The following is a 19,138-nucleotide window of genomic DNA, read 5'->3' on the forward strand; positions in this document are numbered from 1 at the left end:
ACGGCGTGTCCTCGGGCGCGTGTCCCGATCGGCCGGTCCCGCCGTGCTCCACGCCCCGCCTCGCACGCCCTGCCGGCACACCTACTGCCCGGACGATCCTGGACGCCGGTCGACGACTCGCGAGGAGGTCCCCGATGTCACGTTCCGTCCCCGTCCCCGTCCGTGGCCGTGGCCGTGTGACGGCCCTGGTGTGCGCCCCGCTCCTCGCGCTCGGCGCGCTGCTGGCGGCCGCCGCCCCGGGGTGGGCGGCGGCGGCCGGGCCGCCGGCCGCGACCCACCGCGCCCTGATCAACTTCGGCACCGTGAAGTGGTTCAACGCCGAGAAGGGGTACGGCTTCATCGTGCCGGACGTTCCCGGTCCGGACGTGTTCGTCCACTACTCGGCCATCGTCGGGACCGGGTACCGCACGTTGCGGGAGGGCGAGCGGGTCGAGTACCAGGTCGAGCAGACCGCCAAAGGCCCGCAGGCCGTCCTCGTCATTCCGCTCGACTGAGGACCTGCCGATCCGGCGGGTGTCCGGGGCGCGCTCGACCAAGATCGCTCCGTAGCCCTGTCCTGGCGCGATGCCCGACACCACAAGCCCGACCCTGCTCTTCGTCATCGGGCCCGCCGCGGTCGGGAAGATGACCGTGGGCGAGGCCGTGGCCGCGCGCACGGGGTACAAGCTCTTCCACAACCACCTGACCATCGAGCCGCTGCTGCGGCTGTTCCCCTACGGGTCGCCGCAGTTCCAGCGCCTCAACCACGACTTCCGTGAGCAGATCTTCGCCGAGGCCGCTGCCGGCGACCTGCCCGGCCTGGTGTTCACCCTGGTCTGGGACTTCGACGACCCGGACGACGCCGCACTCGTCGAGCGCTACGCGGCCCCGTTCCGCGAACGCGGCTCGCGCCTGCTGTTCCTGGAGCTGTCCGCCGACCAGAGCGTGCGGCTGGAGCGCAACGCCGGGGAGACCCGCCTGGCGGAGAAGCCGTCCAAGCGCGACCTGGACTGGTCCAACGGCAATCTGCTCGACATGGACGCCAGGTACCGGCTCAACTCGGTCGACGACTTCGCACACATCCCGGGTGCGCACCTGCTGATCGACAACACCCGCCTGGAGCCCGACGAGGTCGCCGAACGGGCCGTCGAGCACTTCGGACTCTGACCCGCCGGGGCCGGCTCACGGCGGCCCCGGCTCCGCGGAACTCACCTGTCCGGGCTGCGGGTTCGGCGGACCGGCCCGGGCCGGCGATCAGCGAACGATCGCGCGCAGCAACCGTACGTACGGGCTCCACCGCGCCGGGCGGGCCACCGTGCCCGTGCAGGCCCTCTCCGCGCGATCCAGACTGTCCTCCAGAAGCGCGTCGTGGAGCGGCCGCCAGGCGAGCGGCCAGCCGAGTCGTGCCGGGCCGCGGGCGGTCAGGACGAGCGTGTGGCGCAGCAGGGTGTGCCACTCGTCGACGGCCGTGGCGGTGAACTCGTGGAAGCCGTGGAAGCCGCGCGGCCCGGTGAAGCCGAAGCGCACCCATGTCGCGGGGACGTACGCGTCGACGGTGTAGCGGACCGGGCCGTGCCCACCGACGGCGCCCACGGCGAGTGGACGGTCGAACCGCATCGGGGGCCACGTGTCCTGCGGCCACAGCAGGTCGCCGGTGCCGGCCAGGGTGTCGATCAGCGCCCCCACCTCGGTCTCCTTCGCGGGCAGCAGGCGTTCGTGCACGTTGTGGACAGCCATCGGCTCACCTTCCGGGCAGTTATAGAGACTGCTCTCTAATTATTGTGGAGAGTACCCTCCAACTCATGGCGAGACCACCCCGCTTCGACTCCGACCAGCTTCTCGACGCCGCCGTCCGGCTGGCCGCCGAGTCCGGCCCGGCCGCGGTGACCATGGCCGCGGTCGCGGGAGAGGTCGGAGCCCCGAGCGGCTCGGTGTACTACCGCTTCCCGGGACGGAGCGCCCTGCTCGCCGAACTCTGGCTGCGGACCGTCGACCGGTTCCAGCAGGGCTACCTCGCGGCCTTCGGCACGGTGCTCGGCAAGGACCTCGACCCCGTGCCGCTCGCCACGACCGCCGACGCGCGGCAGACCGCGCGGGCGGCGGCCCGCCAGGTGGTCGCATGGGCCCGGGCCCACCCGCAGGAGGCGGCCCTGCTCCTCTACGGCCCCGACGACTTCGGGCGCGCGGACTGGTCGGAGGAACACCGGCTGCGCGCGGATCTCGGCAACCGGACTGTGCACGGCGCGCTCGCCGCCCTCGCCGCACTGCTGGGGGCCGGGTCGCCGACCGAGGACCCCCGGTCCGTCGAACGCGTGGTGCTCGCCCTCATCGAACTCCCGCTCTCGCTGGTCCGACGCCACCTGCGGGCCGGCGCGCAACTCCCCGAACACGCCGAGGAACTCGCCGAGGAGTGCGCCGACGACCTCCTCGCCCGGCTCGGCCCCCACCGTCCATGACGCTCGGCGCTACGAACACCGCATAGACTCCCGGGGATCGAACGGGCCGGGCGAGAAGGGGGCGTCATGGGACCCGTACCGGGCGCACGGGAAGAACTGGACCGGCTGGGCCGGGCCCTGCTGGCCCAACTGGTCGAGCTGATCGACGACTTGGCCCCCGGCAGCGATCTCGGCCTGCCGCTGCTCGACACGCCACAGGTCGTCGACTGGCATGAACCGCCCCGCTACCGGTACTCGGCCAGCGGCAGCACGGGGAAGCGCCCCGCGAATGCCGGCGCCGCCGACACCGCCGCTCGCGCGGCCGCGCTGCTCCACTCCGCGGGCTGGACGGTCGCGACCTCGCAGGAGGACGCCAAGGGAACGCCCCGCATCGTGGTCACCGGCCGCCGCGACGGCTGCACCATCGAGATCCGTACGGTCGACCACACCTCCACCGTGTGGTTCAGCGGGCAGACACCGGCGATGGCCCTGTACGAACCGGAGGAGTTCCGGCGGCCCGAGCCGGTGCGCACGGCCGAGACCGTCACGGCCGGATTCGTGCTCTGCTACGAGTGCGAAGGCCTGGGCTGGTGCTACGACTGCGGGGGACGCGGCTGGCGGCCCGACGAGACCCGCGGGCGGGTCAACTGCCCCGCATGCCACCGGCGCCGCGTCTGCGTGATCTGCCGGGGCGAGGCAGAGCTCGTCGTCTCCCGGCTGTCGACCTACCAGCGCGGCTACTACCCCGAATTGAATGAATGAGTGCGGGCCATGGCCATGTCCACGGTTTTGAGAATCCACCAGGATCCGCGAATGACAGGTACCGTTTGATGCACACGACAGAGCCGACGGAAGCCCGCATCGAGGATGCGGGCAACATCCTGGTCGCACCTTCGATGTCGCAGGACAACGAGGTGATCAGGGACTTCTTCGGGTCCACGATCACGCCGGAGGAGCTTGCTTCCGGCTCGCCCGACCTCGCCCGGAGGACGGTCTACCTGTGTGGCGACGTATCCGGGATCGGTGGCCGTCAACTGCAGGCGGCTGCACGGGTATTCGTCATCCGGGAGCTGTCGCACGGCTACCGCGAGGACGTCGACGAGCCCTGGACCCTCGTCGACCTCGGCCGGGTCCCCGTCCGCGTACACGGCGTCGGCGTGTACTACCGCCGCTTTTTCGGACTCGGCGACGATCATTTCGGGCGGATCCGCACGGAGCACGCGTTCCAGTCCCTGACGGAATCCACCAAGCCCGGCGCGGCCCATCGCAGCGGGATCTATCTGACGCCCGTCACGCGCAACGGTGACGAACTGCATTTCCGCCTGCTCCGGTGCTCCACGAATCTCTCGGGACCGACCGAGAGCTTCCGCCCGACCGACACGCGCATCGTCGAAGCGCTGAACCGCGAGGCCGCCGCCGTCTTCCGGAACCAGGCACCGCTGAATCACGTCCTCGCGCAGATCTACCACAACACCCTTGCCACGGCCGAGCGCAAGCAGTCCAAGGCGAAGATCTCGGCCCATGCCGACAAGACCAAGGACATGCCCGCCAACGGCATCATGGCCTTCTGCACCTTCTACGACCGGCTCGACAAGCTGCAGCCCCTGGCCGAGGACGCCTACGACTTCGGAGTGAAGGGCGCCAGCGGGCTGACCAGGCTCCACTTCCGCCTCAAGGAGCGGACCGCAGAACTCGACGGGGTCGCGCTCCCCCCGCAGTTCACCGTCACCCTCCACCCCGGCTCCGTGTTCTTCATGCCACTGTCCACCAACCGCCTCTACACCCACGAGATCCGGCCCTCGTCGCTGGACGCCGAGCTGCTCCCGACCCGCCTGGGCTACGTGGTGCGCTGTTCCAACACCGAAGCCGTCCACAAGGACGGCCGCACGTTCCTCAAACGGGACGGAGAACCGGTGGAACTGGAGCCGCCCACACCGGCCGGCATGGACGAGCTGCGCAGGCTGTACGCCGAGGAGAACAGGACCTCGTCCTTCATGGACTACGGCGACGAATTCCTCTTCAGCATGAACACGGGAGACTACCTTGCCCCCCGCATCCAGGATCTCGGACGAGATCCTTTCGTGCACACTGCCCACCGAGGGTAACCTCTTCGCGGAACTGTCCGCGTCGGCCCGCCTGGAAGACGTGGGAAAGGGCCGCCGAGGCGCCGTGCTCGCCAGGATCGACGAGGCAGGTGATGCGCCCCTCGTACGGACCACCACTCGGTACAGCAGCCCGACGCAGCGCTTCCGGGCGGTGCACGAACGGCTGGCACGACAGGTTCAAGAACGTGCGGCGCTTTCGGTCGGCTTCAACAACGCTCTCATCGAGAGCTGCACGAACGCCTACGCAACCATGGGCAGCCACTCCGACCAGGCCCTCGATCTGGCCGACGAGTCGTTCATCGCCCTCTTCTCCTGCTACCAGCACCCCGACGCGAGCCCGCCGAGGAAGCTGATCTTCGAATCGAAGGGGCCCGATGGCGAGAAGTTCGAGATCCCCCTCACCCACCACAGTGTCGTCGCGTTTTCTGTCGACACGAACCGACGACTCAGACACAAGATCGTCCTGGACCCGCCCGCACGCACGGCGGACAACCAATGGCTGGGCGTAACCTTTCGAACGTCAAAAACACTCGTCCGGTTTCGCGACGAACAGGCGCACCTCCCCCAGGGTGAGCGCCTCATGCCGGCCGACGACGAGCAGAGGCACGAGTTCTACCGACTGCGGCGCCGTGAGAACACGGAAACGGACTTCGTCTACCCCCCGCTCACGTACACCATCAGCGAGAGCGACCTGACGCCGCCCGTCTGACCTCGAAGGCTCGGCTCACTCGTGCGGTCAGCCGAGCGCGTTGGACCAGTCCGCCAGTCGGGCGAAGTCCTGGGCCGTCAGGCCGACCTTCGGGTCGACGTGGTGGAGCAGTGCCGGGCCCGGGTGGTGGGCTTCCACCCAGGCCCGGTCGGCGTCCGTGATCAGGTCGTCGACCCAGGCGAACGGGCGGCCCTTCGCCCAGGCGACGATCTGCGGGGTCTTCCAGAACACCCCGCCTCCCGGCTCGGGCCGCGGCTCGGACCAGGGGATGTACGGCAGGGCAGGCAGCCCCAGCAAGGGGCCGATGAAGGCGTTGGCCTCCTCCTGCCACGTCGTCGCCCACGCCAGGTCGAAGGGCAGCGCCGCGAGGGCCGGGCCGTGGGCCGGGTTGAGCCAGACCCGCAGGGGCTTCGGCGCCTTGTGGGGAAGGCCCCAGGCCGTGAGCCGACGGCGCTCGGCCACCTCCCAGCTTGGTGTCATCAACCGGTGGGTCTCGTAGCCCTCGGGCCGCCGGTAGGGCTTCGCCGCGCACGGGTTCAGCGGTCCGTCGACGTCCACCAGCAGCAACGGCCGCATCGCCTCGCCTCCTCCGGGATCGTCCCCGCACGCTACCCGGGCGGAAGGAGGAGGCCCACCGGTTTTCCGACCGCCGAGCCTGCGGGGCCTGGGCTCAGCCGATGCTGAACGCGCCGTCCGGTGGGGGCGGGGAGTCGGTGGCCTCGGCGTCGGTGACCGGGGCGGTCCGGCCGACCAGGTCCGCCAGAAGGCGCCTGGAAATGGCCGTGCATGCGGAAGCGGGCCCTCGGCATCGCGCCGGGGACCCGCTTGGCTGAGACGGTCACGCGTCAGCCAAGGCGCTTGTACCTGCGCTTGGCGACGACGTTGTTGACACCGGTGAAGTTCACGTCGAGGCCCTCGTCATCGATGCTGCGGATGACGGTGAACTCGATCTTGCCCATACCCCGCTGGTCGATGATGCGGTTCCCGTCGCGGCGGCAAATCCCCTTGAACTGGCGACCGTCGTCGAACGCCTCGACGAACTCCTGGGCGAGAGTGAACTGTGTGACGGTCGTCCTCGTGGGGACGGTGGTGGTCAGCGTGTAGTGGTCGCCCTCCTGCTTGATCTTCACCGTCTGCTCGGCCGATGCCATGACCTTTCGGTTGGCCAAGTCGACACCGATGGACTCCAGGAACTCCTCGTACCCCTCGCTGGTGGCCAGCTCGTACATGCCGGAGAAGTCCATGAAAGCAGGGTTGACCATGCGATCTCCTTCATAGTGACCATCAGAACGCGACTCCCCGAGCGGTCGCCGCACTTCTCATGATCTACGAGAGCGACCATCGGCCGGGCGGCGGGGAGGGACATCAGAACCCTCCTCTGGTCTGGAGCTGTCCGGGCTGTTTCGGGAGCTTGAGCGCTTGCCGCTCTCCATGAGGCGTGGCAGGGCGATCCAGCCCTTGAGGCGGCGCAGCGTGCCGGACTCGAATGTGAAGCCCCGGCCCCAGGTCTCGGGATCGTTGGGGTCCTCCGGTACGGCGTCGTCGCGCAGCTCGTACCAGCGGGCCAGGATTCGGCACTGCTCGGGGGTGTACTTCCAGTCCGGCCGGGACGCATGGGCGCTCCAGCGCAGCAGCTCGCTGGCCAGGGTGCGGTGCGGGTGGGGGACGGTGTCCGGGATCGTGCGGACCGGCTCGTAGGTGAGGGGGTGGTTCATGGATCACCTCCTCGGCTCAGTCGCACACAGCCCGTGTTTCAGGCGAAGGCGGGGCAACGTGACGCGCCCCGAACCGGCACACGGCCGGTCCGGGGCGCGGGAAGAGAAACCCTGAGCCGTTACACGTATTCGAGGAGCCAGCCGACCGGGTTGTCGTCCGCCACGTCGCTGCCGCTCTTCTTCACCCGCCCGACGTGAATCTTCTGAATTCCCTTGGGAAGCTTCTCTGTGAGACGTGCGTCGCCCTGGTTGACGTCCCAGTCCTTGGCAGGCAGCCAGGTCGTACCGTTGTGGTACTGCACCTTCAACCGCACGTCCACCCAACTGGACCCGAGGCTGAAGTAGGCATCGCCCCACACGCCGGTCTGGTTGGGCTGAGGGATGGGCAGGAGAAGTCCGTACCTGTAGTGAATGAGCCCACCGCTTTCGTTGAAAACGAAGCCGGTCGGAACGTCACCGAGCTGGAAGTTGGCCATCTGCACTCCTCAAGCGAACTGTAGGCGGTGTCCGTTGATGTACGGCGCTTACGCTATGAGCGCGTTCCGTGACCTTCGCAGCATCGGATTCCAAACCACCCGTACAGGTGAGACAGAAGTACGAGGGCGCGACTTCTGGCTGGCGAGGCTTCTGCACTCCGTCCGCGGCCACGGGCGACCCTTACACCCGGGCTGCCTCCCTGCGGGCGCGCCCCTCCAGCAACTGGGCGACCTCCACGGAGACATGCTCACCAGCTGCGAAGGGCGAGTTCATGTCGTGGGCCCACAGTTCGCGGGCGAGGCGTTCGGGACCTTGCGGTCCAAGCACGCCTGGTAGTGGACAATCGTCCGGGCAATGCGCAGCGACTCGCCGCCCCCGACGAACGGCCCACCGCCGCCGAACTCGTGCAACTCATCGAAGCGGTGGACGGGTGATCGGGCTGCGGGAGCTGGGCCCCGGCGACGCCGAGGCCCTGCTGCGGATCTACAGCGCCGAGTCGACCAAGCACCTGGGCCGGGCACCCATGGACGCCGACGAAGCCCGCCACTGCCTGCGCGACATCATGGCGGCTGCGGCACAGTCGCCACGCACGCTGTACGTGCTCGGCCTCGACGTCGACGGTGACCTCCTCGGCGTCGTCAAACTCCACCGCGACCGCCCCATCGCCGCCATCAGCTACATCCTGCGCGCGGACGCCTGGGGCCATGGCTACGCCACCGAGGGAGTACACAAGCTCCTCGCCCTGGCCTTCGGCCACCTCGGCCTGCCGGAGGTCCGAGCCAAGCACCGCCCGGACAACCCAGCCTCCGGCCGCGTCCTCCTCAAGGCCGGGTTCGAACCGACCGGCGAGCACAACGGATTCATGACCTACGCCGTACACATCCCCCGATCACGGCCCTCAGCCGATGCTGAACGCGCCGTCCGGTGGGGGCGGGGAGTCGGTGGCCTCGGCGTCGGTGACCGGGGCGGTCCGGCCGACCAGGTCCGCCAGGTCGTCCCCGTCGGTGAGCCGGGCCGGGAAGATGTCGCCGGCGAGCAGCCGGGTCAGCTCGGCCACCGGCAGGGGCGCCGTCGAGCCGGCCAGCAGGATGTTGCCGTACCGGCGGCCGCGCAGCACCGGCGCCTCCGCCACCAGGCAGACGTACGGGAACACCGCCCGCACCGTCGCGGCCTGCGCCTTGGCGAAGGCCAGCGGCGGGCCGTCCGCCAGGTTCGCCGCGTAGCAGCCGCCGGGGCGCAGCGCGGCGGCGGCCAGCCGCAGGAACTCCACGGAGGTGAGGTGGGCGGGGGTGCGCGAGCCGTGGAAGACGTCGGCGATCACCAGGTCCTGCGAGCCGGCCGGGGTCTCGGCGAGGGCCTCCCGGGCGTCGCCGACGGTCGCGGTGATGTCCGCGCCGGGGCCCTGCCAGGGCAGCTGTTCGGCGACCAGTTCCAGCAGCGGTCCGTCCACCTCCGCCACCCGTTGCCGGGAGCCCGGTCGGGTGGCGGCCAGGTAGCGGGGCAGGGTGAGGGCTCCGCCGCCGAGGTGCAGCGCGTCGAGCGGCTGTCCGGCGGGGGCGAGGGCGTCGGCGAGGTGGCCGAGGCGCCGGGTGTACTCGAACTCCAGGTGGGTCGGGTCGGCGAGGTCGACGTAGGACTGGGGGGTGCCGTCCAGGGTGAGCAGCCAGCCGCCGTCCCGGTCGAGGTCGGGCATGAGCTTGGCGAAGCCCAGGTCGGTCCGCCGCCCGACGGGCACCGGCTCGTCGTGCTCGTCGTCCTCGGCCTGCTCGTTGTGCTCGGCACCCTCGTGCTGCGGGAAGGTCACGCGTGCTCTCCGACGGGCTCGACGTCGAGGTAGGCGGCGAGCCAGCGGTCCAGTTCGGCGAACACCTCGGCGCGGGCCTCCGCACCGGACAGCACCAGGTCGTGCATGCCGCCCTTGATCCGCACGACGGTGACGTGCCGGCCCAGCCGCGGCGCCTGCGCGGCGATGTCGTCGGCGCGCAGCACGGCGTCGGCGTGGTGCAGCGCGTTGTGCCACTTGGTGGTGGAGATGGACCGGGTCGAGGCCATCAGCAGCACCGGCACGTCGATGCCCAGTCCCCGGTGCAGCCGCCGGTGGCCCTGGTGGATCGCCGACAGCCAGCCCGCGTACAGCGGGAAGCTCTCGGGCCGCTTGAGGGTGAGGTCGAAGTCCCACTCGCCCTGGTGGTCCTTGTGCAGGCTGTGGGTGTAGTGCGGGTTGAGCGCGGACGGCAGGACGCGGGTCGGTGCCAGCCGCCCGACCGCCGTCACGGCGGGCCCGCCGAGTGTGCGGACCGCGGGCCCGGCCGGCATCGACAGGAACGGGCTGTTGAGGAACAGCCCGTCCACCACCCCTCGCCCGGCCCGCCGGCCGGCCCACAGGGCCCCGATCAGCCCGCCGGTGGAGTGCCCGTTCAGCAGCAGCTGCCGGTGCCCGTCCACTTCCCGGATGATCCGGACGGCCTCGTCGATCTCCTCGTCGTACTCGGTGAGGTCGCGGACGAAGTTCGGCGACTGGTGGGGGCGCAGCGAGCGGCCGTACTTGCGCAGGTCGAGGGCGTAGAAGGAGAAACCGAGCGCGGTGTAGTGGTCCGCGAGGTTGGTCTGGAAGAAGTAGTCGTTGTACCCGTGGATGTACAGCACGGCCCGCTCCGCGCCGGGCACCGGCCGGCGGACGAGCGTCGCGCAGACCGCCCCCTCGTCGTCCGGCCGCAGCGTCAGCTCGGCGGCCTCGTAGGGGGCACCCAGGATGTCTTCACGGAACTCCATGAGGGTGACTGTACTGGCTCAGCCGTTGTCGACCCCGGTATCTCCGACCTGGCGCGATGTGATGATCGCAATGCTTTCGGAGAGCGCTGCGTGGGCGTCGTCGATGGCACGATCGGCCTGCCGACGGGCCTCCTCGGCTTCCTCGTGCCGGCCGAGGTCCTCGAACACGGCTCGGAGAGCGATCCAGGTGCTGCCCTCACCGGTGCGGTCGCCGAGTTCCTGACAGACGGCCAGGGACCGCCGGTGGGCCGCCAGGGCTTCGTCCGCCCTCCCGACACGCCGCAGAGCGATGCCGAGGTTGCGCAGGCTGAGGCTCTCCCCCTGGCGGTCACCGGTCTCCCGCAGCAGGCGGCCGGCCCGCTCGTGGGCTTCCACCGCTTCCCCGACCCGGCCCGCCCGGACGAGGGTGACGCCGAGATCGCCCAGCACCAGCGCTTCGTTGTGCCGGTCACCGGCCTCCTGGCAGACGATCCGCGCCCGCTGATGGACCTCGATCGCCTCGTCGTAACGACCCCGGCGGCTGAGGATCTGGGCGACGCAGCCCCAGGACATCCCTTCACCGCTCCGGTCACCGAGGTCCCGGAAGACCGTTGCCGTCCGCCGGAACGTCTCGTCGGCCTCGTCCAACCGTTCCGCGTCGATCAGCAGGATGCCGAGGTTGAACGACATCCGGGCCTCCCACCGCGGGTCGTCCCGGCCGTGCACCAGGGTGAGGGCGTACCGGATCGCGTCGATGGCCGCCTGCCGCTGGTGCAGGCTCGCCAGGACCTCGGCGAGGTTCGCGTGGGCCGAGGCCTCCCCTTTCCGGTCGCCGACCTCCTGGAAGATCTCGCCGGCGGTCAGCAGGGCCTCCATCGCCTCCCCGAACCGTCGGGCCCGGCCCTGCGCGAAGCCGAGGTTGTGCCATGCCGTCGCCTCCTCGGACCTGATCCCGACGGCGAGGGCGGCGGACAGCGCCGCCGTCGTCATCGCGACGGCGTCGTCGTTCCGGCACCACCGGACCAGATGGCCGACCAGCGACGAGGACAGCGGCATGGCCACCAGGGGAAGGCCGATCGCCGCCGCCAGACGCACGGTCACGACCAGGTTGGCCCGCTCGCACTCCAGCCACCCCAGGGCCTCGCCCCGGTCACGGAACCGACCGGGGCCCTGCCTTCCGGGAAGCGCCTCGATCTCCTCGTCGGCGGCCACGGCCGTCTGCGCGTAGTGCACCAGCAGGCGCTGCAGGGCGCTCCCGCCGGCCGCCCGGTGGCGACCGGCCTGTTCGAGCGCGTAGTCCCGGACCAGGTCGTGGAGGTACCAGCGGCCGCCCGCCGTCTGTTCGACCAGGGCGCTGCCGACGAGCCGGGCGAGCCGGGAGCGGGCCTCGCGGACCTTCGCGTCGGCCAGGGCGGCGGCGGCGTCGGTCGAGATGTCGGGGCCGGGGTTGAGTGCCAGCAGCCGGAACAGCTCCGCCTGCGGCTCGGCGAGCCTCCGGTACGAGCGGTCGAGCACGATGCGGATGCCGACCTCACCGTCGTCCAGGAGGTCGAGCCGGGCGGCGTGATCGGCCAGGTCCGTGGCGAGCTCGTCGGAGCGAAGGTGCGGGTCCAGGACGAGCTGGGCGGCGGCGAGCCGCAGGGCCAGCGGGAGGTGGCTGCACAGTTTCGCGACGCGCTGGGCGGCTGCCGGGTCGGCCGTGACGCGCTCGTCGTCCGCGCGGGCGGCGCGGACGACGGTGTCGAGGAGGGCGACGGCCGTCTCGGGTCCGAGGACGCCGAGGCGGTGGAGGCGGGCGCCGAGGCCGGGGAGGGTCTCGCGGGAGGTGACCAGGAGGCGGTGGCGGGTGGACGGCGGCTGGAGGAGGCGGACCTGGTCGGCGGCGGAGGCGTTGTCGGCGACGACCAGGACGCCGCCGTCGTGCTGCTCCAGCCGGGCGCGGTAGAGGGCGGCCCGGGTCTCCGGGTCCGGGGGGATGTGCTCCGCCGGGACGCCGAGGGCGCGCAGCAGGGTGTCGAGGGCCTGCCCGGCCTCGACCGGGGTCCCGTCGTAGCCCCGGAGGTCGACGAGGAAGGCTGCGGAGAAGTGCTCGGCGTCCAGGAGGGTGCGGCCGACGGCGATCGCCAGCGTCGTCTTGCCGATGCCGCCGAGGCCGGTGACCGTCACCGTCGACGGGCCGTCCGTGGTCAGCAGGGCCCGGAGCTCGGCGAGGTCCTGCTCCCGTCCGGTGAAGGCGGAGGTGAGCGGCGGGAGGCCGGCGATGGTGGGCGGCCGGGGGGTGACCGTCACGTGCGCGGTGTCCGCCTGGACGACCGGGCCGTGGAAGTTCCCCCCGCGAATGCTGTTGTGCACCCGGTCAGGGTAGCCGCCCGCGCCTCCCGGCCGCTTCTCGTGCGCCTCCTGTGCGCCGGTGGTTCTGTGGAACGCTTCCCGGACAGACCAGGCGAGTTGGGGAGTTTGCATGCAGCACGGGCATACCGATCCGTCGCTCTACCGTTCGGCCGCCGAGGCGATCGCCGCTCCGCCGGAGAAGCTGGCGTACGTGGCCGGGTTCGACCGGTCGGGGCAGCACCCGGACGCACTGCTGAGCGTCGACACCGATCCGGACTCGGCGAGCTACGGGAAGGTTCTGAACTTCGCCGAACTGCCCACGCTCGGCGACGAGTTGCACCACTTCGGCTGGAACGCCTGCTCCAGCGCCCTTGCCCACGCCTGCCACGAGAACCCCGAGCGGCGCTACCTGCTGCTGCCCGGGCTGCGCTCCTCCCGGCTGCACGTCATGGACACCCGGCCCGACCCGGTCCGCCCGCGCCTGGTGAAGACGATCGAGGCCGAGGAGCTGGCCGCCAAGGCCGGCTACTCGCGTCCGCACACCCTGCACTGCGGCCCCGACGGCGTCTTCCTCTCCTGCCTCGGCGGCGCCGACGGCGAGGACGGGCCGGGCGGGGTGGCGCTGCTCGACCACACCACCTTCGAGGTGCTGCGCCCCTGGGAGACCGAGCGCGGTCCGCAGCACTTCGCGTACGACGTCTGGTGGCACCTGGGCACCAACGTGGGCATCACCAGCGAGTGGGGCACCCCGTCGATGGTCGAGGACGGGGTGGTGCCGGACCTCCTGCTCGGGCGCAAGTACGGCCACGCGCTGCACTTCTGGGAGCTGGACTCCGGGCGCCACCTCCAGCGGGTGGACCTCGGCGACCAGTACCAGATGGTGCTGGAGCTGCGCCCGGCGCACGATCCGCAGGCGGAGTGGGGCTTCGTCGGCGTCGTCACCAACGTCGAGGACCTCTCCTCCTCGGTGTGGCTCTGGTACCGGGACGGGCCGGCGTTCACCGCGCGCAAGGTGATCGAGATCCCCGCCGAGCCGGCCAAGGCCGAGGACCTGCCGCCCGCGCTGCAGCCGTTCGGCGCGGTGCCGCCGCTGGTCACGGACATCAACCTGTCGGTGGACGACCGCTGGCTGTACGTCTCGGCGTGGGGCACCGGGGAGCTGTTCCAGTACGACGTCTCGGACCCGTTCCACCCCCGCCTGGCCGGCTCGGTGCGGCTCGGCGGGATCGCCGCCCGCACCCCGCACCCGGCGGAGCCCGGCCGTCCGCTGAGCGGGGCGCCGCAGATGGTGGAGATCAGCCGGGACGGCCGGCGGCTGTACCTCACCAACTCGCTCTACGGCGCCTGGGACGACCAGTTCTACCCGGAGGGCATCGAGCCCTGGATGGTCAAGCTGGACGCCGACCCGGAGGCCGGCGGGCTGAGCATCGACGAGCGCTTCTTCCCGCACGGCGCCGACTTCCGGGGCCTGCGCGTCCACCAGACCCACCTGGCGGGCGGCGACGCCTCCTCCGACTCCTACTGCTACCGCTGACCCACCGACGGAGCGGACGGCCGCCCGGTCGGCGGCCGCCGGTCCGACGGCCGTCCGGCCGGCGTCACCGGTACAGCGCCTGGTCGAACCGCACCTGCGTGGACGGCAGCCCGGCCGCGGCCAGCCGGGTGCGGACGGAGCCGACCATGCCGATCGGCCCGGTGACGCAGGCCAGGTGCTCGCGCCAGTCGCCGGCCGAGGCGACGGTGTCGGCGAGCTCGCCGACGGTGACCGGGGTGACCGTCAACCAAGGCTTGTGCAGGCCGAGTTCGGCCAGCGACTGCCAGTCGTAGAGGTCCGCGCGCTCACGGGCGCCGACGAACAGGTGGACCCGGCGGCCGGTCGGCCGGCGGGTGGTCTGCTGCTCGATGATCGCCTTCATCGGGGCGAGGCCGGTGCCTCCCGCGACCAGCAGCAGGTCGCGGGCGTCGTCGTCGGGCAGCAGGCTGCCGCGCGGCGGGCCGAGGCGCAGCCGGTCGCCGACGGCGATGTGCTCGACCAGGGCGGCGCTGACCCCGCCGGGGCCGGTGCGGCGGACGTGGAACTCCAGCTCGTTGTCGGCGCGCGGGGCGCAGCCCATCGAGTACTGCCGCCAGGTGTGCGGCAGCGCCGGGTGCTCGACGGTGCCGTACTGCCCGGCCCGGTACGGGTACGGCTCGCCGGTGCGCACCCGCAGCACGGCGAGGTCGGGGCGGCGGCGTTCGTGGCCGGTCACCACGGCGTGCCAGTACGGGGGCTCGGTGAGCGCTGAGTCGGCGCCGGCCACCATCGCGCCGACGGCGAAGCGCAGCATCCGCACCCAGGCGCCCTCCAGGTCCTCGGTCCAGCGCTCGCCGGCCCGGTGCCGGACGGCCGCGCACAGGGCCTCCTCGAAGGCCTCGTAGTGCACCGGACGGACGCCCAGCTTCCGGTGGTCGCGGCCGAGTTGGCGGAGTGTCTGCTCCAGTTCGGCCGGGCGGTCGAGGTTGTCGATCAGGTGGTGGAAGATCCGTTCCAGGTGGAGCTGCTGGAACTCCATCGAGGCGGGGAAGAGCGGTCGCAGATACGGGCGACGGCTGAACATCACCGCGTAGAGGTGGTCGATCAGGTCCGCGAGCGGGGAGATCAGGTCGAGGTCGCGCCGGATCAGGTGCTGGTCGGCGGCGCCGTCGTAGCCGCCGTCCTCGCCGTACGCTCCGTATCCGAAGTCGCCGCCGCCCGAGGAGGACGGGGCGAGGAGTTGGCGTCGCAGGCGCATCGCGTGATGGCGGGCGATCAGGCGGTCGTACTCGGCGGTGGCGGTGGCGGTGCCAGTGCTCATGCTGCTGTTGTCCATGTCCCGCCCAGTCAACTGCCGAGCCGCCGAGCGCGAGAAGGGCCGATCGCCCCGGAGGAACCCGGGACCATCGACCCCTTGCGTTGGTACGTGTGGACCGGGATGGTTTTCGGCCACCACGGACCGGACCGCCCGGATGGGCCGGTGCGGCCCCGGAAGGACAGCCGCCGAAGGACACGCGCGGCAGGACGCCCGCGAAGGAACGGGTGCGACGGGCTGGTGCCCCACGCCCCGGTGCTCTCCCACCACCAGGACCCGGGGCACCGCCGTCGTCAGACCCCTGCCCGGTGCGTCTCCCGGCGCTCCAGCCGCCGCTGCCGGCCCTGGCGCAGCGGCTGTTCGGGCAGCCACCCGAAGGTGAGACAGGCGCCGACGACTCCGAGCAGCATCCCGATCACGAAGCCGCCCAGGTTGGAGGTGAGCCAGCTGGCCAGCGAGGCCAGCACGGCGAGGATGGAGTAGAACAGCCGCTGCGCCGGATTGAACAGGATCAGCAGGCCGCACAGCATCATCACCGCCGGCACCAGGTACCCGGCCAGCCCCTGCATCCCGATGTGCAGGATGACGGGCAGCGGGGCCTTCAGGGTGAACAGGATCTCGGCGCCGCCGAGCGTCACCAGCAGCCCGCCCCAGAACGGTCGCTTGCCCCGCCAGTCGCGCTTGGTCGGGCGCGCGGTCGGCTCGGCGGCGGTGGCCGCCGCGGCCTGGGCGGGCGCGGCCGCCGTCCCCTCGGCGGCCACCCCCTCGGCCCGTGCCGCGGTGCCCTCGCCGGTGCCGGCCGGCTCCGGTACGGACTCCGTCATGGTCAGCAGCCCGTGGAGCTGAAGCTCAGCCGCAGGTTGGGCAGCTTGAACCCGACGGCGGTGCTCGCGTAGTTGTGCTGGTTCAGGTGGGTCAGGGTGACGTGGTCGGCCTGCTGGCCGAAGACACCGGCGCCGCCCTTGCCGACCGGGCCGGCCTTGGTGTAGGTGCTGGCGTCGCCGCCGATCTCGATGTTCTTGAACTCCGCGTCGCCGGAGAGCAGGTCGGAGTCGGTGGTGAGGTCGGAGGCGGTGACGGGGGTGCCGCCGTCGCCCGCGTGGATCACCAGGTTGATGCCGCCGAGGTCGACGCTCTGGCACAGGTTGGTGATCTCGGCCTTCTTGATCGCCGACACCGCGACCAGCACCTGACCGCCGGTGGAGCCGGCGTTGGGGCTGTCGGGGATCATCGAGTCCAGCGCGCCGAACTGGGCGAAGCCCTCGCCGTCCAGCTTGTCCGCGGTGATGGTGAACGGCATTCCGGAGATGGAGAACTGGGCGGCGAGCACGCCCTGGGCGGTGAGCGCCATCAGGACGCCCCCGGCGGCGACGGCCGGGACGGCCATCAGGGCGGTGCGCTTCAGCCGGACCCGTCCTCTTCTCGGCCCGCTCGGCGTCTGCGGGGTCTCGGCCGCCGTGGCGGCGTCCTCGGACATGGCCATGTGTGTGCTCCCTGTGGGTGGATGGGTCTGCAGGCACTTGGCACGTTGTCCTGGCGCGGACAGCGTTCCCCGGGCGCGACCGGGCCGTCCGCCCCTCGGCAGCGGGGCGGGTCCGGTCAGCACGCGGTAAGTAACTGGGAAGCTACTGCCCGGTATTGGCCGGGTCAATACGGGTGCGCGAAGGGATCTTCACCAATCGGCGACCCGCTTCGGCCAGTCCCGCACCCCCATCCTCTCGGCCGCTTCCGCCGGACCGAGGAACGGCGACAGGCAGAACATGCTCAACACCGGTAGCAGTTCCATCAGTTGTTCGGTCCGGCCGGAGTCGATCCATCGGTAGATCGCGCTGTAGACGCCGCCCACCACCGAGTCCACCATCTCCTTCGAGTCGACCCCGCCCGGCAGTTGGGGCACCTCGTCGAAGAACGCCCGGAACCTGGTCAGCAGTTGGGCCCGCTCACGTCGGCCCGCCGGGCCGACCGCCTCGACCTCGATCACCGCCATCGTGGCGAACGCCGGTGTTCCGGCGAGAAGTTGGAGCATCGCGCCGAGCGCCTTCCGGATGCCCCGACACCAGTCGGATTCGGCCGTGAAGGCCGCCGCCATCCGCCGGATCACCACACCGGTGCCGTGCCGGTGCGCGGCCAGGAAGGCGTCCTCCTTGCCGCTGAACAGCTCGTAGAAGACCGGCCTGGTCACGCCCGCCGCGCGGCAGATGTCGCTGATCGTCGCGTGCTGGTAGCCGCGCTCGGCGACGGTCCGCACCAGACCGTCCAGCAGCCGCTCGCGCTGGGTCGCGGCGACCACGCCGGCGGGCAGCCGGCGCGGCCCGGGCTTGATCGAGCGGGCCGGATCGCGGCCGGTCCGGGCGCCCGGCAGCAGGACCACGTCGGCTCCACGGAGGTTCTTCCGATCCATCACCAACTCCTGTGTCCTGTATTGACATTGATGGAACACCGGGTTTACAACACTGACAGGTTTCCAACCGGTGGGCCAGCAGGCCCCCACCGGCCGGACCTCCCGGGGGCTCCGAGGAGCCCGGGCGAACGCCCGGGCCACGGGACCACGGCGGAGACGGGGCGCGACGGCGGCAGCCGTCGACGTGCCCCACGGCACCGCACGTCCCCGACCGAACGGCGCGGTGCCGTTGGTGTTCCACGCCGCCGTCCGTACGCACGACCGTGCCACCGCACCACCACCGCAGGACCGTGCCACCGCAATGCCGTACCACCGCACCGCCGTACGCCCACCCTTGCGTACGTCCGCACCGCCGTACCGAGCGGGCGGGCCCGTGGCGCCGGGCCCGCCCGCACGCCGGCCGGTGCCGAAGCCCGCGGGACGTCGCCCCGGCACCGGGCCACCGGCGCCGAACCACCGGTACGAAGCCCTCCGGTACGCCATGCACCTCCCCCGTCGTGCACACCACCACACCCGCACGCGGGGATTCCCCCACCCGTCCGTCGGACGGAGAGAGGCACCCTCATGCGCATCAGCCGCACCCTCGCCACCGCCGCCCTCGCCGCACTCGCCCTCACCGGCGCGGCCGTCGCCCCCGCCCAGGCCGCCGGCGCGGTCCTGACCACCGGCAGCCCGACCGGCCCGGCCGTCGCCGTCGGCGACGTACTGACCGCCAACCTGGTCTCCGGCACCTCCGCGACCTTCTACAACAGCGCCACCGGGACGACCGGCGTCAAGTGTGCCGCCTCCTCCTTCTCGGCGACGGTGACCTCCAACCCGGCCGCGCCGGGCAGCGCCACCGAGCAGCTCAACACCCAGACCTTCGGCTCCTGCACCTCCAACGTCATCGGCGTCACCGGCGTCAAGAGCGTCACGGTCACCAGCCTGCCGTTCACCAACACCGTCAGCGACGGCCCCGGCAACCCGGTCAAGCTCACCCCCGGCGCGGCCGGCGTGATGGGCACCACGGTGGTGCTCAACACCATCCTGGGCAGCATCAGCTGCAACTACCAGAACACCACCGGGATCAACGGCACCACCTCCAACACCGGCAACACCATCGGCTTCACCGGCCAGCCGTTCGCCCTGGCCTCCGGGCCGAGCCTGTGCTTCGCGACCGGCTACTTCAGCGCCACCTACGGCCCGGTCCTCGACACCTCGGTCGCCGGCAGCCCGGCCCTCTTCGTCAACTGACGCCAGGGCCCTCCCGGCCCGTCCCGACGGCGGCGGCGTACGGCACCCTCACCGGGCCGTGCGCCGCCGCGCCGACCGGCCCCGCGGCACGCCCCCGGACCCGGTCGCCCACCCCCGGGACAGCGAAGTGACCGGCCGGTAGGGTGGCGCCGCACGGAGACGGCGAACCGGAAC

The 19,138-nt window shown here is 71.5% G+C and carries 20 protein-coding genes and 1 pseudogene; 9 read left to right on the forward strand and 12 right to left on the reverse strand.

Going from position 1 to position 19,138, the window contains the following annotated elements:
• Positions 1-287: 287 nt before the first annotated feature.
• Together ACFWJ4_RS16105 and ACFWJ4_RS16110 are read left to right on the forward strand one after the other, a co-directional pair.
• Positions 288-494, forward strand: a complete 207-nt coding sequence (locus ACFWJ4_RS16105; RefSeq protein ID WP_380544216.1) for a cold-shock protein — start codon at positions 288-290, stop codon at positions 492-494.
• 70 nt (positions 495-564) lie between these two features.
• Positions 565-1,146 carry a hypothetical protein gene (locus tag ACFWJ4_RS16110; protein WP_380544126.1) on the forward strand — a complete coding sequence of 194 codons (582 nt, stop codon included), beginning with the start codon at positions 565-567 and terminating at the stop codon, positions 1,144-1,146.
• 87 nt (positions 1,147-1,233) lie between these two features.
• Here the strand turns inward: ACFWJ4_RS16110 and ACFWJ4_RS16115 are convergent, their stop codons facing one another.
• The gene (locus tag ACFWJ4_RS16115) at positions 1,234-1,716 is read right to left on the reverse strand and encodes an SRPBCC family protein (protein ID WP_380544129.1); all 483 of its coding nucleotides are present in this window, start codon (positions 1,714-1,716) and stop codon (positions 1,234-1,236) included.
• A gap of 65 nt (positions 1,717-1,781) precedes the next feature.
• Between ACFWJ4_RS16115 and ACFWJ4_RS16120 the strand changes: the two genes are divergently transcribed.
• From ACFWJ4_RS16120 to ACFWJ4_RS16135, 4 genes are all read left to right on the forward strand, one after another.
• Entirely contained in the window at positions 1,782-2,435 is a 654-nt protein-coding gene (locus ACFWJ4_RS16120) for a helix-turn-helix domain-containing protein (RefSeq protein WP_380544132.1), read from the forward strand.
• Between the two features lie 66 nt (positions 2,436-2,501).
• Entirely contained in the window at positions 2,502-3,176 is a 675-nt protein-coding gene (locus ACFWJ4_RS16125) for a hypothetical protein (protein WP_380544135.1), read from the forward strand.
• Positions 3,177-3,244: 68 nt separating this feature from the next.
• Positions 3,245-4,519, forward strand: coding sequence for a hypothetical protein (locus tag ACFWJ4_RS16130; RefSeq protein WP_380544138.1), 1,275 nt, complete (start codon positions 3,245-3,247; stop codon positions 4,517-4,519).
• Complete coding sequence (locus ACFWJ4_RS16135; RefSeq protein ID WP_380544141.1) at positions 4,458-5,228, forward strand: hypothetical protein; 771 nt, start codon at positions 4,458-4,460, stop codon at positions 5,226-5,228. Before ACFWJ4_RS16130 ends, ACFWJ4_RS16135 begins: the two co-directional genes overlap by 62 nt.
• Positions 5,229-5,255: 27 nt before the next feature.
• On the opposite strand, the gene ACFWJ4_RS16140 is transcribed toward ACFWJ4_RS16135, so the two are convergent.
• From ACFWJ4_RS16140 to ACFWJ4_RS16155, 4 genes are all read right to left on the reverse strand, one after another.
• Positions 5,256-5,804, reverse strand: a complete 549-nt coding sequence (locus tag ACFWJ4_RS16140) for a hypothetical protein (protein ID WP_380544144.1) — start codon at positions 5,802-5,804, stop codon at positions 5,256-5,258.
• A 269-nt stretch (positions 5,805-6,073) separates the two neighbouring features.
• A complete protein-coding gene (locus ACFWJ4_RS16145; protein ID WP_380544147.1) occupies positions 6,074-6,490 on the reverse strand; it encodes a lipocalin/fatty-acid binding family protein in 417 nt (138 codons plus the stop codon).
• A 57-nt stretch (positions 6,491-6,547) separates the two neighbouring features.
• Positions 6,548-6,943 carry a hypothetical protein gene (locus ACFWJ4_RS16150; protein WP_380544150.1) on the reverse strand — a complete coding sequence of 132 codons (396 nt, stop codon included), beginning with the start codon at positions 6,941-6,943 and terminating at the stop codon, positions 6,548-6,550.
• Positions 6,944-7,062: 119 nt separating this feature from the next.
• The gene (locus ACFWJ4_RS16155; RefSeq protein WP_380544153.1) at positions 7,063-7,419 is read right to left on the reverse strand and encodes a hypothetical protein; all 357 of its coding nucleotides are present in this window, start codon (positions 7,417-7,419) and stop codon (positions 7,063-7,065) included.
• A 272-nt stretch (positions 7,420-7,691) separates the two neighbouring features.
• On the opposite strand from ACFWJ4_RS16155, the pseudogene ACFWJ4_RS16160 reads away from it, so the two are divergent.
• Positions 7,692-8,246 (forward strand): annotated as a pseudogene (locus ACFWJ4_RS16160) (GNAT family N-acetyltransferase); the annotation flags it as partial.
• Between the two features lie 72 nt (positions 8,247-8,318).
• Here the strand turns inward: ACFWJ4_RS16160 and ACFWJ4_RS16165 are convergent.
• From ACFWJ4_RS16165 to ACFWJ4_RS16175, 3 genes are all read right to left on the reverse strand, one after another.
• The gene (locus tag ACFWJ4_RS16165) at positions 8,319-9,113 is read right to left on the reverse strand and encodes a fused MFS/spermidine synthase (protein WP_359901057.1); all 795 of its coding nucleotides are present in this window, start codon (positions 9,111-9,113) and stop codon (positions 8,319-8,321) included.
• Between the two features lie 107 nt (positions 9,114-9,220).
• Complete coding sequence (locus tag ACFWJ4_RS16170) at positions 9,221-10,192, reverse strand: alpha/beta hydrolase (RefSeq protein ID WP_380544156.1); 972 nt, start codon at positions 10,190-10,192, stop codon at positions 9,221-9,223.
• Positions 10,193-10,210: 18 nt separating this feature from the next.
• Positions 10,211-12,523, reverse strand: coding sequence for a tetratricopeptide repeat protein (locus tag ACFWJ4_RS16175; protein ID WP_380544158.1), 2,313 nt, complete (start codon positions 12,521-12,523; stop codon positions 10,211-10,213).
• A gap of 109 nt (positions 12,524-12,632) precedes the next feature.
• Between ACFWJ4_RS16175 and ACFWJ4_RS16180 the strand changes: the two genes are divergently transcribed.
• Positions 12,633-14,036 (forward strand): selenium-binding protein SBP56-related protein, encoded by a 1,404-nt coding sequence (locus tag ACFWJ4_RS16180; RefSeq protein ID WP_380544161.1) that lies wholly within the window; start codon positions 12,633-12,635, stop codon positions 14,034-14,036.
• Between the two features lie 64 nt (positions 14,037-14,100).
• Here the strand turns inward: ACFWJ4_RS16180 and ACFWJ4_RS16185 are convergent, their stop codons facing one another.
• The 4 genes from ACFWJ4_RS16185 to ACFWJ4_RS16200 all read right to left on the reverse strand — a co-directional run bounded on the left by ACFWJ4_RS16185 (position 14,101) and on the right by ACFWJ4_RS16200 (position 17,731).
• A complete protein-coding gene (locus ACFWJ4_RS16185; RefSeq protein ID WP_380544163.1) occupies positions 14,101-15,336 on the reverse strand; it encodes a globin domain-containing protein in 1,236 nt (411 codons plus the stop codon).
• 287 nt (positions 15,337-15,623) lie between these two features.
• Positions 15,624-16,154: a DUF6114 domain-containing protein gene (locus ACFWJ4_RS16190; protein ID WP_359900976.1), complete on the reverse strand. Its 531-nt coding sequence runs from the start codon at positions 16,152-16,154 to the stop codon at positions 15,624-15,626.
• 2 nt (positions 16,155-16,156) lie between these two features.
• Positions 16,157-16,813: a DUF6230 family protein gene (locus ACFWJ4_RS16195; protein ID WP_359900974.1), complete on the reverse strand. Its 657-nt coding sequence runs from the start codon at positions 16,811-16,813 to the stop codon at positions 16,157-16,159.
• A gap of 189 nt (positions 16,814-17,002) precedes the next feature.
• A complete protein-coding gene (locus ACFWJ4_RS16200) occupies positions 17,003-17,731 on the reverse strand; it encodes a TetR/AcrR family transcriptional regulator (protein WP_359900973.1) in 729 nt (242 codons plus the stop codon).
• A 564-nt stretch (positions 17,732-18,295) separates the two neighbouring features.
• Between ACFWJ4_RS16200 and ACFWJ4_RS16205 the strand changes: the two genes are divergently transcribed.
• Positions 18,296-18,964: a Tat pathway signal sequence domain protein gene (locus ACFWJ4_RS16205; RefSeq protein WP_380544167.1), complete on the forward strand. Its 669-nt coding sequence runs from the start codon at positions 18,296-18,298 to the stop codon at positions 18,962-18,964.
• Positions 18,965-19,138 lie beyond the last annotated feature (174 nt).

Source organism: Kitasatospora sp. NPDC127067 (assembly GCF_042724755.1).
Lineage (GTDB): Bacteria > Actinomycetota > Actinomycetes > Streptomycetales > Streptomycetaceae > Kitasatospora > Kitasatospora lactacystinica.